This window comes from Blastococcus deserti (assembly GCF_042682525.1).
Classification (GTDB): Bacteria; Actinomycetota; Actinomycetes; order Mycobacteriales; family Geodermatophilaceae; genus Blastococcus_B; species Blastococcus_B deserti.
The window spans coordinates 264,894-284,552 of record NZ_JBHUHP010000030.1; the positions used below are offsets into that span (position 1 = coordinate 264,894).

The 19,659-nt window shown below is 74.7% G+C and carries 21 protein-coding genes; 8 read left to right on the forward strand and 13 right to left on the reverse strand.

What is annotated here, in order from left to right:
- Window positions 1–161: 161 nt before the first annotated feature.
- Complete coding sequence (locus ACFSHS_RS21195) at window positions 162–842, forward strand: hypothetical protein (RefSeq protein WP_376880538.1); 681 nt, start codon at window positions 162–164, stop codon at window positions 840–842.
- A 33-nt stretch (window positions 843–875) separates the two neighbouring features.
- A complete protein-coding gene (locus ACFSHS_RS21200) occupies window positions 876–1,190 on the forward strand; it encodes a hypothetical protein (RefSeq protein ID WP_376880541.1) in 315 nt (104 codons plus the stop codon).
- A gap of 124 nt (window positions 1,191–1,314) precedes the next feature.
- Here ACFSHS_RS21200 and ACFSHS_RS21205 read toward each other — a convergent pair whose 3' ends face one another.
- The 4 genes from ACFSHS_RS21205 to ACFSHS_RS21220 are packed head-to-tail and all read right to left on the reverse strand — an operon-like array spanning window position 1,315 to window position 7,843.
- On the reverse strand, window positions 1,315–1,875 hold the full coding sequence (locus ACFSHS_RS21205) for a dihydrofolate reductase family protein (protein ID WP_376880543.1): 561 nt from the start codon (window positions 1,873–1,875) through the stop codon (window positions 1,315–1,317).
- Window positions 1,876–1,906: 31 nt separating this feature from the next.
- The gene (cydC, locus tag ACFSHS_RS21210) at window positions 1,907–5,245 is read right to left on the reverse strand and encodes a thiol reductant ABC exporter subunit CydC (RefSeq protein WP_376880546.1); all 3,339 of its coding nucleotides are present in this window, start codon (window positions 5,243–5,245) and stop codon (window positions 1,907–1,909) included.
- A gap of 17 nt (window positions 5,246–5,262) precedes the next feature.
- Window positions 5,263–6,267, reverse strand: a complete 1,005-nt coding sequence (gene cydB, locus ACFSHS_RS21215) for a cytochrome d ubiquinol oxidase subunit II (RefSeq protein ID WP_376880549.1) — start codon at window positions 6,265–6,267, stop codon at window positions 5,263–5,265.
- Between the two features lie 13 nt (window positions 6,268–6,280).
- Window positions 6,281–7,843: a cytochrome ubiquinol oxidase subunit I gene (locus ACFSHS_RS21220; protein ID WP_376880552.1), complete on the reverse strand. Its 1,563-nt coding sequence runs from the start codon at window positions 7,841–7,843 to the stop codon at window positions 6,281–6,283.
- Window positions 7,844–7,964: 121 nt separating this feature from the next.
- Between ACFSHS_RS21220 and ACFSHS_RS21225 the strand changes: the two genes are divergently transcribed.
- Window positions 7,965–8,324: a BlaI/MecI/CopY family transcriptional regulator gene (locus ACFSHS_RS21225; RefSeq protein WP_376880554.1), complete on the forward strand. Its 360-nt coding sequence runs from the start codon at window positions 7,965–7,967 to the stop codon at window positions 8,322–8,324.
- Window positions 8,325–8,346: 22 nt separating this feature from the next.
- Window positions 8,347–9,279, forward strand: a complete 933-nt coding sequence (locus tag ACFSHS_RS21230) for a M48 family metalloprotease (RefSeq protein WP_376880556.1) — start codon at window positions 8,347–8,349, stop codon at window positions 9,277–9,279.
- Here ACFSHS_RS21230 and ACFSHS_RS21235 read toward each other — a convergent pair.
- The 7 genes from ACFSHS_RS21235 to ACFSHS_RS21265 form a co-directional block, all read right to left on the reverse strand.
- Window positions 9,265–9,645 (reverse strand): hypothetical protein, encoded by a 381-nt coding sequence (locus ACFSHS_RS21235; RefSeq protein WP_376880558.1) that lies wholly within the window; start codon window positions 9,643–9,645, stop codon window positions 9,265–9,267. The two genes, ACFSHS_RS21230 and ACFSHS_RS21235, sit on opposite strands and share 15 nt — an antisense overlap.
- A gap of 98 nt (window positions 9,646–9,743) precedes the next feature.
- Entirely contained in the window at window positions 9,744–12,068 is a 2,325-nt protein-coding gene (locus ACFSHS_RS21240) for a heavy metal translocating P-type ATPase (RefSeq protein WP_376880560.1), read from the reverse strand.
- Window positions 12,065–13,027 (reverse strand): hypothetical protein, encoded by a 963-nt coding sequence (locus tag ACFSHS_RS21245; RefSeq protein WP_376880562.1) that lies wholly within the window; start codon window positions 13,025–13,027, stop codon window positions 12,065–12,067. Before ACFSHS_RS21245 ends, ACFSHS_RS21240 begins: the two co-directional genes overlap by 4 nt.
- A 30-nt stretch (window positions 13,028–13,057) precedes the next feature.
- Complete coding sequence (locus ACFSHS_RS21250; protein ID WP_376880565.1) at window positions 13,058–13,267, reverse strand: heavy-metal-associated domain-containing protein; 210 nt, start codon at window positions 13,265–13,267, stop codon at window positions 13,058–13,060.
- 28 nt (window positions 13,268–13,295) lie between these two features.
- On the reverse strand, window positions 13,296–13,616 hold the full coding sequence (locus ACFSHS_RS21255; protein WP_376880567.1) for a metal-sensitive transcriptional regulator: 321 nt from the start codon (window positions 13,614–13,616) through the stop codon (window positions 13,296–13,298).
- Between the two features lie 61 nt (window positions 13,617–13,677).
- Window positions 13,678–14,094, reverse strand: coding sequence for a MerR family transcriptional regulator (locus ACFSHS_RS21260; protein ID WP_376880570.1), 417 nt, complete (start codon window positions 14,092–14,094; stop codon window positions 13,678–13,680).
- A 79-nt stretch (window positions 14,095–14,173) separates the two neighbouring features.
- The gene (locus ACFSHS_RS21265) at window positions 14,174–14,677 is read right to left on the reverse strand and encodes an Hsp20/alpha crystallin family protein (RefSeq protein ID WP_376880572.1); all 504 of its coding nucleotides are present in this window, start codon (window positions 14,675–14,677) and stop codon (window positions 14,174–14,176) included.
- A gap of 226 nt (window positions 14,678–14,903) precedes the next feature.
- Between ACFSHS_RS21265 and ACFSHS_RS21270 the strand changes: the two genes are divergently transcribed.
- Genes ACFSHS_RS21270 through ACFSHS_RS21285 form a run of 4 tightly spaced genes read left to right on the forward strand, consistent with a single transcriptional unit; the run spans window position 14,904 to window position 17,645 of the window.
- Window positions 14,904–15,269, forward strand: coding sequence for an STAS domain-containing protein (locus ACFSHS_RS21270; RefSeq protein WP_376880574.1), 366 nt, complete (start codon window positions 14,904–14,906; stop codon window positions 15,267–15,269).
- Window positions 15,270–15,322: 53 nt separating this feature from the next.
- Entirely contained in the window at window positions 15,323–16,597 is a 1,275-nt protein-coding gene (locus ACFSHS_RS21275; protein WP_376880576.1) for a YibE/F family protein, read from the forward strand.
- The gene (locus ACFSHS_RS21280; RefSeq protein WP_376880578.1) at window positions 16,594–17,307 is read left to right on the forward strand and encodes a class I SAM-dependent methyltransferase; all 714 of its coding nucleotides are present in this window, start codon (window positions 16,594–16,596) and stop codon (window positions 17,305–17,307) included. Before ACFSHS_RS21275 ends, ACFSHS_RS21280 begins: the two co-directional genes overlap by 4 nt.
- Window positions 17,304–17,645: a TraR/DksA family transcriptional regulator gene (locus ACFSHS_RS21285; RefSeq protein ID WP_376880580.1), complete on the forward strand. Its 342-nt coding sequence runs from the start codon at window positions 17,304–17,306 to the stop codon at window positions 17,643–17,645. The genes ACFSHS_RS21280 and ACFSHS_RS21285 overlap by 4 nt, the downstream gene beginning before the upstream one ends.
- Before the next feature lie 25 nt (window positions 17,646–17,670).
- On the opposite strand, the gene ACFSHS_RS21290 is transcribed toward ACFSHS_RS21285, so the two are convergent.
- Together ACFSHS_RS21290 and ACFSHS_RS21295 are read right to left on the reverse strand one after the other, a co-directional pair.
- Window positions 17,671–18,369 carry a class F sortase gene (locus tag ACFSHS_RS21290; RefSeq protein ID WP_376880583.1) on the reverse strand — a complete coding sequence of 233 codons (699 nt, stop codon included), beginning with the start codon at window positions 18,367–18,369 and terminating at the stop codon, window positions 17,671–17,673.
- 12 nt (window positions 18,370–18,381) lie between these two features.
- Window positions 18,382–19,242 carry a hypothetical protein gene (locus ACFSHS_RS21295; protein WP_376880586.1) on the reverse strand — a complete coding sequence of 287 codons (861 nt, stop codon included), beginning with the start codon at window positions 19,240–19,242 and terminating at the stop codon, window positions 18,382–18,384.
- Window positions 19,243–19,659: the final 417 nt, after the last annotated feature.

Here is a 19,659-nt window from a genome sequence, read left to right on the forward strand (position 1 = left end):
CGCCGCGGCCCGTTCGTGCAGCCGGGCCCGGACGTCGTCGGGCGTGTAGGCGCGGCGCTGGCGCTCGTTGCGGGCCAGCACGACGCTCCCGGCCGCGACGCCTGCGAGTCCGGCCAGTCCGAGGAGCTTCCATAGGCGCACGGTCCGTAACCTAGCTGCCCGTGCCCCAGCTCTCCCTGGACGAGGCGGTGGACCTCACGCGCACCGGCGACGTGTGGGTCTTCCGCGGACCGTCGCTGGCCGACCGCGCGATCCGGGCGCTGACCAACGCCCCGGTGAACCACGTCGGCATGGCCGTCGTCCTGGAGGACCTGCCGCCGCTGCTCTGGCACGCCGAGCTCGGCAGGTCGCTGCCCGATGCCTGGAGCGGGCAGCACCAGCGCGGTGTCCAGCTGCACGACCTGCGGGACGCGGTTCTCACCTGGCGCCGTCGGTACGGGCAGCGGGCGTGGCTGCGGCAGCTGATCGGGCCCAGCGAGGACGGCGGGGTGACCCCGGCGATGGAGGACGCCGTGCTGCGCACTGTCGCCCGCCTCGACGGGCGGCCTTTTCCGACCACCCGGGGCCTGGTCCGCGGCTGGGTGAACGGCCGGCTTCGGCGCCGGACCTCGGCCGAGACGGTGTTCTGCGCGGAGCTGGTCGCCGCCACCTACACCGCGATGGGGCTGCTCCCGGACGACCGGCCGCTCAACGCCTACGACCCCGGCAGCTTCTGGTCGGGCGACGACCTCCAGCTGCTGCAGGGCACCCGTCTGGGCCCGGAGATTCCCGTCGAAGTGTCTCTACCCGGTGGGACTCTCCCTCCCGAAGATAGACATCAACACGGGGTTCCCCCGCGTTGAACCTGGCACGGAGGGCCGCACAGGAGGGCCGTCATGGACGAGGACACCATTCGTCAGGAACCGTCGCCGAACCGGGCCGGACAGCACCGGCACTGGGGCCGGCCGGACCCTGTGGGAGACATCCTCGCGACCGCCTGGAGCCCCGCCGCCGCAGAGCCGCGCGAGATCCGGGTGCGCCCGGAGGTCTATCACTGCATCCTCGCCGAGCTCGACCCTGCGGAGCGGGCGCTCCTCCAGGAGCGGGGCCTGCTCGGATCGCCCGCGATCCCGCTCGTGGTCGACGCCGAGCTGCCTGCGTTCCCCGGATTCGAGATCGTGCGCGCCCGGCCACACACGGCCGCGGCCTGAGGAAGAACCCCGGAAAGGACCCCGTCCCCCCACCCCCCCACCGCTTGCACGCTCGCGGGGAGCTCTTGGACGGGGCCACCCGCCCTCGCAGGATCGGGGCGGCGCCCCGGACGGGGCCGGCGGGTCAGGCGTTCCGGCGCACCCGGTAGGTGGTCTGCACCATGCCGCTCGGGAACGTCTGGGTCTGCACGCGCTCGAGCGGCACGTCTGCTGCCAGCTCCCCGAACGGGGTGTGCCCGGTGCCGATCAGGATCGGCACCCGCGAGAGCGTGAGGTCGCCGATGAGGCCGGCCCGAAGGAACTGGTGCACGGTCCGGCCGCCGTCGACGTACACCCGTCGGTATCCGGCCGCGCTCAGCGCCGCCACGGCCTCGTCGAAGGAGGCGTGGACGGTCATGCGCGGGTCGGCGCCGGGAACCAGCGTCGTACTGAGCACGTGCACCGGCTTGCCCTGGTAGGGCCAGCTCCCGAACGGCGTGATGACGTCGTAGGTGCTGCGGCCCATGACGACGGCGTCGATGCCCGACACGAAGTCGGCGAAGCCGAAGTCGCCGCCCGCGCCGTCGTCCGGGGCGGTGTTGGCGTCCTGGCCGCCGGTGAGCCAGTCGAGGTCACCGTCGAGGCGGGCGATGAACCCGTCGACGCTCATGCCGAGGAATACCGATCCGGTGAAGGAAGCGTCCATGACCGGCACACTGGCGCACCGGTACGACCATTCAGACCCTCGCCGGCGCGGCGGTGAGGCGGACGACGGTGTCGCCGGGCCGCTCGACGTCGTCGTCGTGGGTCACGCAGACGACCACCCGGCCGGCCAGCGCCCCGCGCAGGTCGTCGACCAGCGCGGCGGCGGTCGGGGCGTCCAGGTGCGCGGTCGGCTCGTCGAGCAGCACGACGTCGCGGTCGGCCAGCAGTGCCCGGGCGGCGGCGAGCCGGCGACGCTCGCCGCCGGACAACGCCGTGCCCCCGGCGCCGACCGGGGTGTCCAGGCGGTCAGGGAGCGTCGTGAGCAGCGGGCCCAACCCGGCCGCGATCAGCGCCGCGCGCATCTGCGCCTCGCCACCCGCCCCGTCCAGTTCCCCGCGGGGCGCGGCCAGCGCGAGATTGGCGCGGATCGTCGAGGCGAAGACGTGCGCCTCCTGCGGCAGCCAGGCGATCCGCGCCCGCAGGTCGTCGCCGGCGAGCCCGGCGGTGTCCACGCCGTCGACCGCGTACGTGCCCGTCCGGGGTCGGAGGGCGGCCATGAGCACGGCGAGGAACGTCGACTTGCCCGAGCCGGACGGGCCGCGGACCACCAGCCAGCCGTCGTCCGCCCGTGCCCGCGCGTCCAGGCCGCGCAGGACGTCGGGGCCGCCCGGCCACCCGGCCGCGAGCGCGTCCACCCGGAGCTCGTGCGCGGGAGCCGGCACGGGCAGGGGATCGGCCGGGTCGGCCGGCACCGGCGCGGTGAGGACGGCGTCGATGCGGGCCTGCGCGTCGGCGAGCGCGCCGCGGCGTTGCAGGGCGGGAACCAGCCCGGCGAGCGGTTCGGCCAGCGCGAGCGGCGCGAGGGCGAGAACGGCCAGCGCCGGCCCGTCCAGACCGCTCCGGGCGCCCGCCGCTGTCGCCAGGACGGCCGCCAGCCCGGTGCCCAGGACGACCAGGCCGGTGCCGATCGCGGCCGCGAGCGTGCCCGTGCGGGCGGCGGCGGCCTGCCGGTCGGCCGGCCCGTGGAGGTCGGTGGCCGCCCGGCCGGCGAGCCCGTGCGCCCGCAGGTCGGGCAGGCCCTCCAGCACCGTCGTCGTCTCGCGCAGCGCGGCCACCCGGAGCTGGGTCTCCGCCCGTGCTGCCCCGGCGTCCACCCGGCGGTGCACCAGCAGGACCAGGCCGACCGCGATGCCGAGCACCAGCGCGACGGCTCCGGCGGCGGCGGGGTCGACCAGCGCGAGGGCGGCGAGCGTGCCCGTGGTGACCAGTCCGGCCACGAGCATCGGCGGGCGCACGCGGACGGTGAGGTCCTGGACGACGCCGACGTCCCCGACCACGCGGGCCAGCGCCGTTCCCGGTGTCCGCTCGGCCGCGATGCCCTGCGCCGCGAGCGCCGACCAGATCCGGACGCGGGTGGCGGCGGCCTGCCGAAGGGCGGCGTCGTGCACGGTCAGCCGCTCGAGCCAGCGCAGGAGCGCCCGGCCGAGCCCGAAGAAGCGCACGCCGACGATCGCCACCAACAACGTCAGGATCGGGGGCATCTCCGCGGCCCGGACGATCAGCCAGCCCGAGACCGCGGTGAGCGCGATCCCCGCGCCCGACGACAGCGTGCCCGCCACCACCGCCCGCCGCAGTGCCGGCCGGACCGGCGCGGCCTCCTCGGGGGCGCTCTCCTGGGGGGCGCCTTCCTCGACCGGCTCCTCCAGCTTCCGGTACAGAAAGCCGGACGGGGCCGGGCAGCTTTCCGTACCGGAAGCGGGGGTGGGGAGGTCGACGGTCCGGTCGGCGAGGACGCGCAGCAGCGGGTCGTGGGTCACCAGCAGCGTGGTGACCGTGCCGCGCAGCCCGAGCAGCACCTCGGCGACCAGGGCGCGGGCCTCGTCGTCGAGGTGGGCGGTCGGCTCGTCGAGCAACAGCAGGCGGGCGCCGCGGCGCACCCCCACCAGCGCCCGGGCCAGCGCCACCCGCTGCAGCTCACCGGGCGACAGGGACGCCGGCGCCTGGCCGGCCAGCCCGGCCGCGCCGACGCGGGCCAGCGACTCGACCACGTACGCCTCGCCGACGAGCTTGTCGATCCCGGCCTCGGACCCGGCGTGCCGGCGCAGCTCGTCGGCGACCGTGGCACCGGTGGTGCGCGCGAACTGCGGCACGTACGCGACGGCGGCGGGCAGGCCGGTGACGGTCCCGGTGACGACGGCGTCCGCGGGGACCACGCCGGCAAGGACGGCGAGCAGCGTCGACTTGCCCGATCCGCTCGGTCCCCGCAGCGCCACCAGTTCGCCGGGGCGGAGGGCGAGGTCGAGGGGCGGCAGGGACGGCACCGCCCGCCCCGGGTGACGCACGGCCAGACCGGCGAGGGCGACGTCGGCTCCGCGCGGGTCGTCGTCCACGGCCGGGGTCGCCCGGGTGGGCACGGGGGCGCCGAGCACCGCCCGGGCCTGCGCCGCGGCCAGCGCGGCGTCCTCGGAGGCGTGGTGGGCCGCTCCCAGGGCGCGCAGCGGTGCGAACGCCTCGGGCGCGAGCAGCAGAGCGGTCAGCCCGACGGCCAGGGCCATGTCCCCGTGCACCAGCCGCAGTCCCACCGTCACCGCGACGAGCGCGACCGACAGCGTGGCGATGAGCTCCAGGACCAGGGCCGACAGGAAGGCGATCCGCAGGGTGGCCAGGGTGCGCCTGCGGTGCGCCGTCCCGAGCCGGGCCAGCGCCGCGGCCTGGTCGGCGGCACGCCCGAGGCCGACCAGCACCGGCAGGCCGCGCACCAGCTCGGCGACGTGCGCGGCGATCCGGTCCAGCGCGCGGGCGGACTCCGCCGTCGCGTCCTGCGTGTACCGGCCGACGAGCACCATGAACACCGGCACCAGCGGCAGGGTCACCCCGACCAGGACCGCGGAGAGAAGGTCGGTCCAGGCGAGCGCGAGCAGCAGCGCCGGGGGGACGACGAGGGTCTTTGCCAGCGCCGGGAGGTAGGTGGTGAGCGCGGGGCCGAGGTCGTGCAGCCGGGTCGTCGCGAGCACCGCGGCCGGGCCCGGGCCACCCGCGGCGTCGACCGCGGCGGGGGACACCGCGAGCCGGTCGAGCAGGTCGCGGCGCAGCCGGTCCTCGGCTCGGCGCGCGGCGCGGGCGGCGAGCACCTCGCCGGCCGAGCCGGCGACCGCCCGCAGCGAGACGCCGGCCGCGGCGAGGGCCAGGGGCGTTCCCGGGATCCCGTCGGCGACGCCCACGGCGCGGGCGACGGCGTGCGCCAGCCCGGCGGCCAGCAGCACCAGGCCGGCCGTCTGCGCGAGCGCGGCCAGCGCCGCCCGGACCAGCGCGCCGGTCAGTCCCGGCACGCCGGCGAGCGCGCCCAGCGGCCCGCGACCCCGGGACGCCATCGGAGCCACCTCTGCCGTCATGCGGCGACCTCGTGCACCGGCTCGGCGGTCAGCCGCTTCCGGAACACCCAGTAGGTCCAGGCCTGGTAGGCGAGGACCACCGGCAGCCCGACGGCGGCGGCCCAGGTCATCACCGTGAGGGTGTAGTCGCTGACCGAGGCGTCGGCGATCGTCACGTCGAACGCGGCGTCGATCGTCGACGGGACGACGACGGGGTACGCGGCGCCGAAGATCGTGGCCGCGGCGGCGCCGAGCATGGCCCCCCAGGCGGCGAAGGCCTGACCCTCCCGCCCGACGGAGATGCGCGCCCAGGCCACCGCGACGGCGAGCGCGGCGACCAGCCACAGCACCGCGGTGACCGGCGTCCCGTGGCGCAGGTGCACCAGGCCGGCCCAGGCCAGCAGCGGGAGCGCGGCGACCGGGGCCCACCGGCGGGCGACGGCCCGGGCGGCGGCGCGGAGCGGGCCGTCGGTCTTCAGGGCCAGGAACATCGCGCCGTGCACCAGTGAGAACGCCAGCACGGCGACCGCCCCGAGCAGCGCCGGCCAGCCCAGCCCGGAGAAGGCGCCGCCCACCCTGCTGCCGTCGGCGGCGATCGGCAGGCCGAGCGTCGTGGCGCCCAGGGCGGCGCCGATGCCCAGCGCCGCGATGAGCGAGCCCGTGGTGATGACCCAGCTCCAGCTCGAGTCCCACGCGGGCGTGTGGTGGGAGTGCCGCCACTCGAACGCCACCGCCCGGACGATGAGCCCGGACAGCACCAGCACGAACGGCAGGTAGAGCGCCGGCAGCCAGGTGGCGTACCAGCCGGGGAAGGCGGCGAACACCGCGCCGACGGCGGTGATCAGCCACACCTCGTTGCCGTCCCACAGCGGGCCGATGGTGCGCAGCATCAGGTGGCGGTCGGGGGTCCGGCGGCCGAGCAGCGGCAGCAGGGCCGCCACGCCGAAGTCGAAGCCCTCGAGCAGCAGGAACCCGGTCCACAACAGCGCGACCGCGGCGAACCAGAGGGTCTGCAGGTCCATGGCGTGCTCCAGCTCAGTAGGCGAAGGAGAGGACGTCGTCGCGGTCGCGGCCGCCGGGCAGGTCGTCGTCCGGGGTGCCGTCGGGGGTGGGCCCCGGTACGGGCGCGCCGTCCCCGGTGGTGACGCCCCGGCGGACGAAGCGGGTGAGCAGCCACAGCTCGACGACCGCGAGCGCGCCGTAGACCAGGGTGAGGGCGATCAGGGACGCCCAGACCTCGGCCGCGGAGATGCCGGGGGAGACCGCCTGGGCGGTGAAGAAGTACACCTGGTCCTCGACCGGGACGTCGGGGTTCGGGTGGACGACGAAGGGCTGGCGGCCCATCTCGGTGAAGATCCAGCCGGTGGCGTTCGCCATGAACGGTGCCGCGACGGCCAGCAGCGAGCCGTACACGCCGATCCGCCAGGTGGGCACCCGCCCCCTGCGCGTGGCCCACAGCGCGTAGACCGCCACGGCCGCCGACACCGCCCCCATGCCGATCATCAGCCGGAAGCTCCAGTAGGTGACCGCCAGCACGGGGGTGTAGTCGATGGGCTCGCCGGCCTTGTCGCCGAACGACGGGTCGTCGGGATAGGTGGCGCCGTAGACCGCCGCGTACTCCTCCTGCAGCTCGTTCACGCCCGGCACGGCGGTCGAGAAGTCGCCGTGCGCCAGGTAGGAGAGCAGGTAGGGGACGGTGATCGAGTGGACGTCGTCGCACTCGTTCGAGCCGAGCTTGCCCCAGGCGAGGATCGAGAAGGACGCCGGCGCCTCGGTCTCGCACAGCGCCTCGGCGGAGCTCATCTTCAGCGGCTGCTGCTGGTACATGAGCTTGCCCTGCCAGTCGCCGGTGAGGGCCACGAGGACGAACGCCGCGAGGGAGACCCACCCGCCGACGCGCACGGAGCGGCGCCAGACGGCGTGGTCGACGTCGGTGACCGGCTGCCCCGCGAGCTTCCGGCGCCGCAGGTGCCACAGACCGACGCCGACCAGCAGGGCACCGGCGACCATGAGGGCGGCGACGATCGCGTGGCTGAACGCGGCCAGCGCGGTGTTGTTGGTGAGGACGGCGAGGAAGTCGACCTGCAGCGGCCGGCCGGTCTCGTCGTCGGTGACGACGCCGACCGGGTGCTGCATCCACGAGTTCGCGGCGATGATGAAGTACGCGCTGACGACCGAGCCGACGACCGCGGCCCAGAGCGTGGCGAGGTGGACCTTCTTCGGGATGCGGCCCCAGCCGAAGATCCAGAGGCCGAGGAACGTCGACTCGAGGAAGAAGGCGAGCAGCGCCTCGAGGGCCAGCAGGGAGCCGAAGACGTCGCCGACGAAACGGGAGTACTCGCTCCAGGCGAGGCCGAACTGGAACTCCTGCACCAGGCCCGTCGCCACGCCGAGGACGAAGTTGATCAGGTAGACCCGGCCCCAGAAGCGGGTCATGCGCAGCCACTCGGGCTTGTCGGTGCGCACCCACATCGTGTGCATGACCGCGACCAGGATCCCCAGGCCGATGGTCAGCGGGACCATCAGGAAGTGGTAGACGGTCGTGATCCCGAACTGCCAGCGCGCGATGTCCAGCGTGTCAACGTCCAGGACGTCCACGGCACCTGTCCCCTCGTCGCCCGAGCCGACGTACTATCGACACGTTCTTTCTACGCCGAGTAGAAGAGTTTTTCTACCGCTTGTAGAAGAGTGTCGTGTGAGACGGACGACAGGAGGGTCGATGGCCTCGCTGGGAGAGCTGGAGCGCGCCGTCATGGAGCGGTTGTGGGCCGCGGGCGGTCCGGTACCGGCGACCGCGCTGCGCGACGGCCTGGCCGAGCGGGGCATCGCGCTGACCACCGTGCACACCGTGCTCACCCGGCTGGAGCAGAAGGGTTTCGTCGTCCACGACGACGCGCGTCCCCGCCGGTTCTCCGCCCGCGCCAGCCGCGCCGACCACGCCGCCGAGCTGATGCACGAGGTCCTCGGGCAGGCGGGCGACCGGCAGGCCGTGCTGGCGCGGTTCGTCGGCAGCGTGAACGCCGACGAGGCGCGCCTGCTGCGGGAGCTGCTGGCCGGCGCCGACGACGCCGCCCGCTGATCCCGAAGCGCACCCGACACCCGTGCTGCCCGCCACCGCGGTCGCGCTCGCCGTCCTGGCCGCGCTCCTGGCCTGGCCGGTGCCGGCGCTGCTGGCGCGGGCGCGCTGGCCGCGCCGCGATCCGCTGGTCGCGCTCGTCTGCTGGCAGGCGATCGGGCTGGCCGGTGGCCTGTCGATGGTGGGGGCGCTGCTCGTGCACGGCCTCGCGCCCTGGGGTCACTCCCTGCCCGAGGCCGCGTGGTCGCTGGCCGCGGGCTCCCCGGCCGGGGAGCCGGTCCGCGGTGACCACTGGGTGGCGCTGACCCTCGCCGGCGTGCTCGCCTCCGAGCTCCTCGGGGTCCTCGTGCTGTCCGGCCTCCGGACCGCGCGGACCCGGCGCCGGCACCGGGAGCTGCTCGAGCTGGTCGTCCAGCCGTCGGCGGAGCTGCCCGACACCCGGCTCCTGGAGCACCCCGCACCGGTCGCGTTCTGCATCCCGGGCGCCCGGCCGCTGCTGGTGCTCTCCTCCGGCATGGTCGCCGAGCTCGACGAGGACCAGCTCGCCGCCGTCGTCGCCCACGAGCGCGCGCACCTGCGCGAACGGCACCACCTGCTGCTGCTGCCGTTCGTCGCCTGGGAGGCGGCGCTGCCGGTGCTGCCGGCGGCCGCCCGGGCGCACGCGGCGGTCCGCGAGCTCGTCGAGATGCGCGCCGACGACGTCGCCCTCGCGTCGCTCTCCGGGTCGGCGCCCCGGCGGACCCTGGCCCGGGCCATCGTGGCCGCCGTCGGGGGAGCCGGGGGAGCGGGCGTGCCCAGCGGCGCCCTCGCGGTCACCGGCGGGGTCGCGGCGTCGCGGGTGGTCCGGCTGCTGGAGCCGCCGTCACCCCTCCCGGTGGCCGCCCGGTGGGCGGCGCTGACGTCGGCCGAACTGCTTCTCCTGCTGCCGACGGCGCTGCTGCTGCTACCCGCGTTCTGACCGGTCGTCCGGGGCGAGGGCCGGCGCGACCGCGGCGTATCCCGCCGCCAGGCCGCCGCTGATCCGGGCCGCCCGGCCGTAACGGGGGGAGGCGACGAAGGGCACCATGCTCGCGGCGTGCAGCAGGTCGACGGCCGATCCCGCGCGGACCAGTCCCCGGCGGGGAGCGGCGAGCACCGCCGCGTGCTGCGCGAGCAGCCGCGCGCCGAGCAGGCGGGCCAGCCAGAGTCGCTCCTTCGGGAACCCGGGGGCGAGGGCGTCGACGACCTCCTGCGGCCGGGTCAGCAACGCCATCCCGCCGGCGACGCCGAGCGTGGCCAGGAGCCGGGCGAGCGCCCGGCGTCGAGCGTCGGCGCGTGCGGTCATCGACGTCCTCCAGTCCGTACGGGGCGCTCGGCTCACGCTCTGTCTCTGCCCACCATGGTGGGCAGAGACAGAGGTTGTGCGCAGCGCGCCCCGCTGGGTCAGGCCTGCTGGGGTGCGCGGTCGTGGGCCGGGAGCCCCGCCGGCACGGCGGTCGTCGCGTCGCGGTTCTCCGCCAGCGGCGCGAACCCGCGCAGCCGCAGGCTGTTGGTGACGACGAACACGGAGCTGAACGCCATCGCGGCGCCGGCGATCATCGGGTTGAGCAGGCCGGCAGCGGCGAGCGGGAGGGCGGCCACGTTGTAGGCGAAGGCCCAGAACAGGTTGCCCTTGATCGTCGTCAGCGTGCGACGGGACAGCCGGATGGCGTCGGCGGCCACCCGTAGGTCCCCCCGGACCAGGGTCAGGTCGCTGGCCTGGATGGCGACGTCGGTGCCGGTGCCCATCGCCAGCCCCAGGTCGGCCTGCGCGAGCGCCGGTGCGTCGTTGACTCCGTCGCCGACCATGGCCACCGTCCGGCCCTCGCCCTGCAGCCGGCGGACGACGTCGACCTTGTCCTGCGGCAGCACCTCCGCGATGACGTCGTCCGGGTCGATGCCGACGGCAGCCGCGACGGTCCGGGCGACGGTCGCGTTGTCGCCGGTCAGCAGGACCGGCCGCAGCCCCAGGTCGCGCAGCTGGCGGACGGCGACGGCGGAGCCGGGCTTCACCGCGTCGGCCACGATCAGGACCCCCCGCACGGCGCCGTCCCACCCGACGGTGATCGCGGTGCGGCCGGCGGCCTCCGCGTCCGCGGCGGCTTGTTCCAGCGCGGGCGGCAGCTCCAGCGACCAGTCGGCCAGCAGGCGCCGGCGCCCGACGACGACCGCCGAGCCCTCGACCAGCCCGTGGACGCCCAGCCCCGCCACGTTGGTGAAGCCCTCGACGGGCGGCAGCGCGCCGACTCGCTCGGCTGCGCCGCGGGCGACCGCCTGTGCGATCGGGTGCTCCGACGCCGCCTCCAGCGCGCCGGCCAGCCGCAGCAGCCGGTCGGGGTCCTCGCCCTCGGCGGGCACGACGTCGAGCAGGGTCATCCGGCCGGTGGTGACGGTCCCGGTCTTGTCGAGGACGACCGTGTCGATTCGGCGGGTCTGCTCGAGGACCTCGGGGCCCTTGATCAGGATGCCGAGCTGGGCGCCACGGCCGGTGCCCACCATGAGCGCGGTCGGCGTCGCGAGCCCCAGCGCGCACGGGCAGGCGATGATCAGCACGGCCACCGCGGCGGTGAACGCCGCCGGCAGCCCGGCGCCCGCGCCGATCCAGAAGCCGAGGGTGGCCACGGTGAGCGCGAGCACGACCGGCACGAAGATCCCCGACACCCGGTCGGCGAGGCGCTGCACCTCCGCCTTGCCGTTCTGCGCCTCCTCGACCAGCCGCGCCATCTGCGCGAGCTGGGTCTCCGAGCCGACACGGGTGGCGCGCACGACCAGCCGGCCGCCGGCGTTCACGGTCGCCCCCGCCACGGTGTCGCCCGGCCCGACCTCCACCGGCACGGACTCCCCGGTGAGCATCGAGGCGTCCACCGCGGAGGAGCCCTCGGTGACCTCGCCGTCGGCGGCGATCTTCTCGCCCGGCCGGACGACGAACAGGTCACCGACCGCGAGCTCCTCGACGGGCACCCGCCGCTCGACGCCCCCGCGCAGCACCGAGACCTCCTTGGCCCCGAGCTCGAGCAGGGCCCGCAGGGCCGCGCCGGCCTGCCGCTTGGACCGCGCCTCGAAGTACCGGCCGGCCAGGATGAACGTGGTCACCCCCGCGGCGGCCTCCAGGTAGATGTTCGCGCTGCCGTCGGTGCGCGCGATCGTCAGCTCGAAGGGGTGGGTCATCCCGGGCTCGCCCGCGGTGCCGAGGAAGAGCGCGTAGAGCGACCAGCCGAACGCCGCGAGGGTGCCGAGCGACACGAGGGTGTCCATGGTCGCCGCGCCGTGGCGGGCGTTGGTCCAGGCCGCGCGGTGGAACGGGGCGCCGCCCCACACGACGACCGGCGCGGCGAGGGTGAGCGACAGCCACTGCCAGAACTCGAACTGGAGCGCGGGCACCATCGCCATCGCGATGACCGGCACGGTCAGCACCGTCGACACCAGCAGCCGCTGCCGCAGTCGGCGGACCCCGTCCTCCTCACCGCTCGCCGGCTCGGGGAGAGCCTCGGGACGGGGGCGGGGGAGCGACGCCGTGTAGCCGGTCTTCTCGACGGTGGCGATGAGGTCGTCGGTCGTGACGCCGTCGCCGAAGCTCACCTTCGCCTTCTCGGTCGCGTAGTTGACCGTCGCGGTGACACCGTCGAGCTTGTTCAGCTTCTTCTCCACGCGCGCGGCGCACGAGGCGCAGGTCATGCCGCCGATCAGCAGCTCGACGTCGGTGCGCGGCCCGCTGGGGGCGCTGGTCATGACCCGTGCTCCTCGTGCGTGTCGACGACCACCGTGAACGCCGCCGTCCGGACCACACCACCGTGCCGGAAGTCCAGGAACAGGCGGTAGGTGCCGGCGGAGGGGGCGGTGGTCGTGAAGGTGATGTCCGGACCGGGTGCGGTGACGCCGTCACCGGGCTCGCCGGCGGGGTGGACGTGCAGGTAGGCGAGGTCGCCGTCGCGCAGCGCGACGAGGTGCCCGAAGGCGGCCAGGTAGGGCTCGAGGTCGGTGACCGGCGCGCCGCCCCGGCTGACCGACAGGGTGAGGTCGGCCTCCTCACCCGCCAGGAGGTCGCCGTCGAGGGTCACGGTGTACCCGTCCACCTCGGTGGTGCGCGACGGCTCCGGCAGCGGAGCGGGCGTGTAGTCGCCGGCGACGGCGAGGTCGGCGCCCAGGGTGCGGTTCTCCCCGTCGGCGGTGGCGGTGAAGTCGGCGAACAGCCGCCAGGTCCCGGGGGAGAGGTCGAGGGGCACCGACCAGACCCCGTCGGGGCCCAGGTCGGGGTGCACGTGCTGGAAGCCGGCCAGGTCGCGGCGGACGGCGATCAGGTGCAGGTCCTCGTCGTGGCTGACCGTGTAGTCGGTCACCGGGTGCCCGTCGGGGGCGAGCACCCGGAAGGCGACCGGCGTCGCGGGCCCGGCCGGCAGCGCGCGGTCGGCGAGGGCGAGGGTGTACCCGTCCTCGGAGACCTGGAGGCCGGTGAAGGCCTGCGCCGCCGGCCCGCCGTGCGCATCGTCCCCGTGCGCATCGTCCCCGTGCGCATCGTCCCCGTGCGCGGCGTCGCCCTCCTCCGCCGGCCCCGTGCCCGATGTCATGTCGCGCTCGGCCGCGGAGGGCTCCTCGGTCACCGGGCCCGCCGCCGCACCGATACCCGTGGCGGCACCGAAGACGGCGAGCAGACCCAGGCCGAAGCCGGCGAGCTTGAGAGCTGTATTCATGGCGAGCCGATCACCGAGGGCGCGGCCGCGTCAGCGGCCGGCCACCTCGTACCCGGCCTCCTCGACGGCGGCCCGGACGGCGCTCTCGTCGACCGGGGTGTCACTGGTGACGGTCAGCCCGCCGCTGGCCAGGTCGACGTTGACGGCGGTGACGCCCGGGACCTGGGAGACCTCCTCGGTCACGGCGTTGACGCAGTGGCCGCAGGTCATGCCGACGACGGTGTAGGTGGTGGTGCTCATGGGGGTCCTCCGGGAGATGGGGGTGGGGTCAGGAGCGGACGAGCCGCGCGATGGCCTCGGAGGCCTCGCGCACCTTCTCGTCGGCCTCGCGGCCGCCGGCCGCCGCTGCCTCCACGAGGCAGTGGCTCATGTGCTCCTCGAGCAGGCCCAGGGCGACCGACTGCAGTGCCTTCGTCATCGCCGAGACCTGGGTGAGGATGTCGATGCAGTACTTCTCGTCCTCGACCATGCGCTGGAGACCGCGGGCCTGCCCCTCGATGCGGCGCAGCCGCTTGAGGTAGTCGTCCTTGCGGTGGATGTACCCGTGCTGGTGGTCGTGGGCGGGTGCGCCCTGGTCGACGGTCTCCATGTCGTTCCCTCCTGCCGGCCTCGGCGGCCGCGGCACAGTGGGAACTATACCCCCCTAGGGTTTACTCGCCCAGAGCCGGTGGGCCGCCGTCCCGGCCGGCGGCGTCGAGGCGGAGCCGGTCGACGTCGGAGCGCAGCCGGTCCGCGGTCGTCCTGAGGCGCTCTGCGTCGGCGCGGGCAGAGGCGAGCTCGTCCTGCAGGCCGACGATGGTCTCCGCCGAGGCGAGGGAGTGGCCGTCGTCGAGGAGGCCGCGCATGCGGGCGGCAAGGGTGAGCTGCTGGCGGGAGTAGCGCCGGTGGCCGCCGGGGGAGCGGTGCGGCCGGAGGACGCCCGAGCTGTCCAGGCTGCGCAGGAAGGCGGCCTGGACGCCCAGCAACTGGGCGGCCTGGCTCATGGTGAGCGCCGGGTAGTCGGGGTCGTCGAGCCGGCTCAGCGGGTCGGTGCCGTGCGTGCCCGTGTCCTGGGAGTCGGTGGTCATCGCCGTCCCTCCTGTCGGCTCGGTCGGATGCACAAGGGCCGGGCCCGCCAACGGGTCCCGGCCCCTGTGGAGCGGTCGATCAGCTCTCGACCGCCTTGGCCTCCTGCTGCTGGGACTCGCCCTCGATGGTGCGGCCCGCCACGGCGGCGGGTACGTCGGCCCGCGTCACCTGGATCTTGCGCGCCTTCGCCTTCTCGGCGACGGGGATGCTGACGGTCAGCACGCCGTCGTGGTAACTGGCCTCGAGCCGGTCGGTGTCCAGGCTGCGGCCGAGGACGAGCTGCCGGGTGTAGCTGCCGAACGGCCGCTCGGCGATGGTCCACTCGGCGTTCTCGAGCTGCGGCACCGAGCGCTCGGCGCTGACGGTCAGGGTGTTGCCCTCGACCGACAGGTCGATGGAGCCGGGGTCGACACCGGGCAGGTCGAAGTGGGCGACGAAGTTGTCACCGACCCGGTAGGCGTCCATCGGCATGCCAGAGAGCGCGCGGGCGGTGGTCGAGCCCGCGCGACCGGTCAGCTGGTCCAGTGCGCGGAACGCGGCGGACGTGGCGGCGAACGGGTCGTACGCGGTCAGCATGGCCATGGCTCTCCAACCTCCTGGGGAACTGTGGACTTGTGGTCAGCGAGTTCGTTGCCCGAGGGGTAAACCTCTAGTGGCGGCTAGAGATTACCTCACGCGGACACCTACGTAAACATGCTCGGCGCACGAATATTCCCACGGTCTCCCCGCATGCCGACCTCGCGGAGGGCGGCGACGATGCGCGCCCCGACCGCGCGTGAAGTCGGCGCCGGCGGGGAAGTGCGTCCAGGTGACGGATGCGAGCCCCACGCCCAGCGGCGACGCCGAGCCCGAGGTCACCCACCGGCTCGAGGACGGCACGGCGCACCTGACCCTGACCGGCGAGCTCACCGACGCGGCCCGTCGGCCGCTCGTGCGCGTGCTCACCGACCTCCTGCTGACCCAGCCCGGGCCGGCGCGGGTCAGGCTCGACCTCTCCGCCGTGACGTTCATGAACTCGGCGGGCATGGCGGTCCTGGTGCAGGTCCAGCGCCTGGCCGCGCCCCGCGGTATCGACGTGGTCCTGGTCGACCCGACCCCCGCCGTGGTCCGGCCGCTCCAGCTGAGCGGCCTCTGGCACCGGTTCCCCATCGAGACCACCGTCCCGGAGTCCTGACCCGGCCGCTGTGTCGACCGGTGCCCGACCGGTCCGGCTCCTAGCCTGACCGCGTGCCACCCAGTACCCACAGCCACAGCCACGGGCCCGATCCCGACGCCCCACCGCCGAGCGAGCAGGCGCTGGGCAGGCGACGGCGGGCCGTCTGGCTGATGCTCCTGCTGCTCGTCCCGGTCGGGGTGGCGACGGTCGTCGGCCTGGTCCTCCTCTGGCCCGACGGCGAGCCCACGCGTGCCGAGAGGGCCGCCGCGACGGCCCAGCCGGCCGGCACCACCTATCCCGATGCCCGGGTCGTCTCCGTCCAGACGGTGGAGTGCGGCCTCGACCCCGCAGTTCCGCAGATCTGCGCCAACGCCGTCACGGAGATCCTCGAGGGGCCGGGCACCGGGGACTTCCAGCAGGTCGAGCTGCCACCGGAGGTCGTCGCGGCCGGCGTGGCCGAGGGGGACACGCTGGTGCTCACCCGCGACGCCGGGGCCGAGGGCGGGCCCTCGTACGGTTTCTTCGACTACGAGCGGGACACCCCGATCATCGTCCTGGCCCTGTTGTTCGCCGTCGTCGTCGGTGTGGTCGCGCGGCTGCGCGGTCTGGCGTCGCTGCTCGGCCTGGCCTTCGCGTTCGTCGTCCTGCTGCAGTTCGTCCTGCCGGGGCTGCTGGCGGAGGAGTACCCGACCCTGGTCAGCCTGGTGGGCTCGGCGGCGATCATGTTCGTCGTCCTCTACCTCGCCCACGGTTTCTCCGCGCGGACGACGACGGCCCTCGTGGGCACGCTGTTCGGGCTGACGCTGGTGGCGGTGCTGGGGTCGATCGCCGTCTCCGCCGCGCGGCTCACGGGGCTGACCAGCGAGGAGACGGTGAGACTGCAGGGTTACGACCCGACTCTCGATTTCTCCGGGATCGTGCTCGCGGGCATCGTCGTCGCGGGGCTCGGTGTGCTCAACGACGTCACGATCACGCAGGCCTCGGCGATCTGGCAGCTGAACGAGGTGTCGCCGGACATCACCTGGCGCGAGCTGTACTCGCGGGGGATGGCGGTGGGCCGTGACCACATCGCCTCGACCGTCTACACGATCGTCTTCGCCTACGCCGGCGCCGCCCTGCCGTTGCTGCTCACCTTCGAGCTCTCCCCGCAGCCCTTGTGGACCACGGTCACCAGCTCCGTCCTCGCGGAGGAGGTCATCCGCACCCTCGTCGGCGCGATCGCCCTCGTGCTCGCCGTCCCCGTGACCACGGCGGCCGGCGCGTTCTTCGCCAAGGCCGCCGACACCGAGGCCGGCGCGGCGACCGAGCGCCGGATGACCGCCCTGCGGGCTAGGTTCGCCCGATGACCGTTCACCGGCCCCGTCCCGAGGCTCGCGCCGAGCTCGCGAGGCGGGAGGAGGACGGGGTCCTTCCACTGCTCCGCGCCGCCCAGGCCGCCCCCGGCTTCATGCCCGACGACGAGGGACGCGCGCTCTACGAGGCCGCGCGCCGGGTCGGCGTTCCGGGCCCGCTGCTGGAGGTCGGCAGCTGGATGGGGAAGTCCGCGCTCTACCTCGCCGCGGCGGCGCGCGAGACCGGCCGCCAGGTCGTCACCGTGGACCACCACCGCGGGTCCGAGGAGCACCAGCCCGGGTGGGAGTACCACGACCCGTCCCTGGTCGACCCGCTCGTGGGCCGCATCGACACGCTCCCGCACTTCCGCCGAACGATCGCGGACGCCGGTGCGGAGGACGTCGTCGTCGCGGTCGTCACCCGGTCGGAGATCCTCGCCCCGCTCTGGACCACACCCCTGGCCCTGCTGTTCCTCGACGGCAGCCACACCGAGGAGTCCGCCCGCCGAGACCAGGACGCGTGGGTCGCCAAGCTGTCGGTGGGCGGCACACTCGCCATCCACGACGTCTTCCCCGACCCGGCCGACGGCGGGCAGGCGCCGTTCGGCGTCTACACCCGCGTGCTCGCCTCGGGCGACTTCGAGGAGCTGCCGGGGACCGGCTCGCTGCGGCTGCTGCGCCGTACGAGGACCCCGTCCCCCTCACCCCTCGCCCGCTCGGCATGAGTCTCGGGTCGGAGCCGGATCCGCTGCTCGACGAGCGGGCGGCGGCGCTGGCACAGATCGAGGCGCTGACCCGCGAGTTCGAGGGCGTGGTCGCCGCCTCCCGGGCGTCCAACGCCGACGACGAGCACGATCCGGAGGGGGCGACCATCGCCTTCGAGCGGCAGCAGCTCGTGGCGCTGCTGGAGCAGGCGCGCCGCCGGCTCGCCGACGTGGAGGCCGCCCTGGCCCGCCGGGTGGCCGGGGGCTACGGCATGTGCGAGACCTGCGGCCGGCCGATCGCGCCGGAACGCCTGGCCGCCCGGCCCGCGGCCCGGACCTGCGTCGACTGCGCCCGCTGAGACGGCGCGGGTGCATCCGCGCAGCTCACGTCACCGGGAGGGCGAAGAGGAAGACGTTGTCCTCGTAGTTGCCGGTGCGGCTGTCGAAGGCGCCGCCACAGGACACCAGCACGAGCCGGCCGGTCCCCTCGCCGAACGCGTTCGCCTGGTCGTAGAGCTCCTGCCGGAGCTCGGGCCGGGCGGCCAGCTCGTCCTTGTCGTACTGCTCCCCACCGGTGATCCGGTAGGCGAGTTCCCGGCCGTCGGCCAGGACGACGGTGAAGGTCTGCCCCACCCGGTGGACGGCGTACTCGGCCAGGTCGGACAGGGCTCCGACGACCAGTTCGCCGTCGACCACGTAGTTGACGTGACCCGTGAGGATCGCCGTTCCCCGGCCGGCGCCCGGCGCGGCGTCCTCGCGGGCCCAGCTGACCGTCCGCGGGTCCGGCGGCACGAAGAGGTTCCCCTCGGGGGTCAGCGGGTCGGCCGACACCTCGGCCGTCACGCCCTGCGGGTGATGGGTGCTCGGGAACGGGATCTGCAGCCGGACGGGGATGCCCGGCTGGTGCGTCCCCGGCGGAAGCATCGAGTCTTCCGCCGGGGACAGCGCCCGGTGCTCGGCCGACGCCCCGCCCGGAGCCAGCTGCAGGTCCGGCGACGCGGCCCCCGCCCCGTGGTGGGCGACCAGCGCGAGACCGGTGAGCAGCAGCGCCGCGTTGAGCGCGATGGTCGCCGACCGGAACACGGGCGACCAGCCTCAGCGCGAGCGGGCCGCGCGGCGGAACCACGCGGTACCGGCGCCCAGCGCTCCCGCCAGGGCCAGAGCCCCGCCCACGAGCAGCTGCCAGTTGTCGCCCGGGAGCTGCCGTCCCGCGTCGGCCGCGACCGGGATCGGCCCCGTCGACGCCTGCTCACCGGCGACCGCCGGTGCCTTCGGCGCGGCGGCCGCCGCCGTGCCGACCTGGGACGCCGGGTTCTGGACGCCGGGGTTCTGGACGCCGGGGTTCTGCGGCGCGGGGTTCTGCGGCGCGGGGTTCTGCGGCGCGGGGTTCTGCGGGCCGGGGTTCTGCGGGCCGGGGTTCTGCGGTCCCGGGTTCTGCGGCGTGGTGGTCACGCAGCCTGCGGCGAACGTCGCCTGGCCGTCGGCGTCCCAGTTCAGCGAGTACGTCCGCCCCTGGAAGGTGAACGGCGGGATGATGTCGCCCAGGCCGTTGTCGGCGTGCTGGCTGTAGTGGCCGTTGTAGGCGCCGGCCGCCGCGACGGTGATCTGCACGTACGGGTTCGTCCGTGATCCGGTCGCGTGGCAGAGGGTGACCTTGTCGTCGCCGCCGTCGGGGTTGCCGCCGCCGGGGCTGCCGCCGCCCGGGTTGCCGGGCTTGCCGTGGTCGGGGTTGCCGCCGCCGGGGTTGCCGGGCTTGCCGTGGTCGGGGTTGCCGCCGCCGGGGTTGCCGGGGTTGCCGTGGTCGGCCTTGCAGCCCGCGGCGTGCAGGGCCTGGCCGTCGGCGTCCCAGTTCAGCGAGTACGTCTGCCCCTCGTAGGTGAACGGCGGGATGACGTCCCCGTCACCGTTGTCGGCGTGCTGGCCGTAGTGACCGTTGTAGGCGCCGGAGGCGTCCACCGTGATCCTGACGTAGGGGTTGTTCGCCGACCCTGTTGCGTGACAGAGAGTCACCTTGTCGTGCCCATTGCCCGGCGGTGTAGCGGAGGCCGGGATCGCCCCGCCCACCATTCCGGCGGTTGCCAGAGCGATCACGGCGGTCGCCGTGCCACGTCCCCTCGTCGTCCCCCGCCGCGGCGGCGTCGTGTCGTCCATGTCGTTCCTTTCTCTCCCCGAAGGCGCCGCCAATGCGGTTCCGGAGAGAGTTCGAACGGTCCTCCGGAGCGCAGGCGGCATCCGGAACGAGTGGAGAGTCGGCCGTGACGCTCAGCAATTCGAAAGTCCGGCATTCCACCGAATGGCTGACAAATCCTGGCCGATACCCGAGCGAGCAACTACGCAGCGTCACCGTCGAGGTCCGTGACGAGCACACTCCTT

Bases quoted from the DNA above. Each gene is read 5' to 3' on its own strand.
- cydB (WP_376880549.1), bottom strand. From the start codon at position 6,267: ATGGACCTGCAGACCCTCTGGTTCGCCGCGGTCGCGCTGTTGTGGACC.
- ACFSHS_RS21200 (WP_376880541.1), top strand. From the start codon at position 876: ATGGACGAGGACACCATTCGTCAGGAACCGTCGCCGAACCGGGCCGGA.
- ACFSHS_RS21235 (WP_376880558.1), bottom strand. From the start codon at position 9,645: ATGACCGCACGCGCCGACGCTCGACGCCGGGCGCTCGCCCGGCTCCTG.
- ACFSHS_RS21225 (WP_376880554.1), top strand. From the start codon at position 7,965: ATGGCCTCGCTGGGAGAGCTGGAGCGCGCCGTCATGGAGCGGTTGTGG.
- cydC (WP_376880546.1), bottom strand. From the start codon at position 5,245: ATGGCGTCCCGGGGTCGCGGGCCGCTGGGCGCGCTCGCCGGCGTGCCG.
- ACFSHS_RS21245 (WP_376880562.1), bottom strand. From the start codon at position 13,027: ATGAATACAGCTCTCAAGCTCGCCGGCTTCGGCCTGGGTCTGCTCGCC.
- ACFSHS_RS21205 (WP_376880543.1), bottom strand. From the start codon at position 1,875: ATGGACGCTTCCTTCACCGGATCGGTATTCCTCGGCATGAGCGTCGAC.
- ACFSHS_RS21265 (WP_376880572.1), bottom strand. From the start codon at position 14,677: ATGGCCATGCTGACCGCGTACGACCCGTTCGCCGCCACGTCCGCCGCG.
- ACFSHS_RS21280 (WP_376880578.1), top strand. From the start codon at position 16,594: ATGACCGTTCACCGGCCCCGTCCCGAGGCTCGCGCCGAGCTCGCGAGG.
- ACFSHS_RS21250 (WP_376880565.1), bottom strand. From the start codon at position 13,267: ATGAGCACCACCACCTACACCGTCGTCGGCATGACCTGCGGCCACTGC.
- ACFSHS_RS21255 (WP_376880567.1), bottom strand. From the start codon at position 13,616: ATGGAGACCGTCGACCAGGGCGCACCCGCCCACGACCACCAGCACGGG.
- ACFSHS_RS21285 (WP_376880580.1), top strand. From the start codon at position 17,304: ATGAGTCTCGGGTCGGAGCCGGATCCGCTGCTCGACGAGCGGGCGGCG.
- ACFSHS_RS21240 (WP_376880560.1), bottom strand. From the start codon at position 12,068: ATGACCAGCGCCCCCAGCGGGCCGCGCACCGACGTCGAGCTGCTGATC.
- ACFSHS_RS21260 (WP_376880570.1), bottom strand. From the start codon at position 14,094: ATGACCACCGACTCCCAGGACACGGGCACGCACGGCACCGACCCGCTG.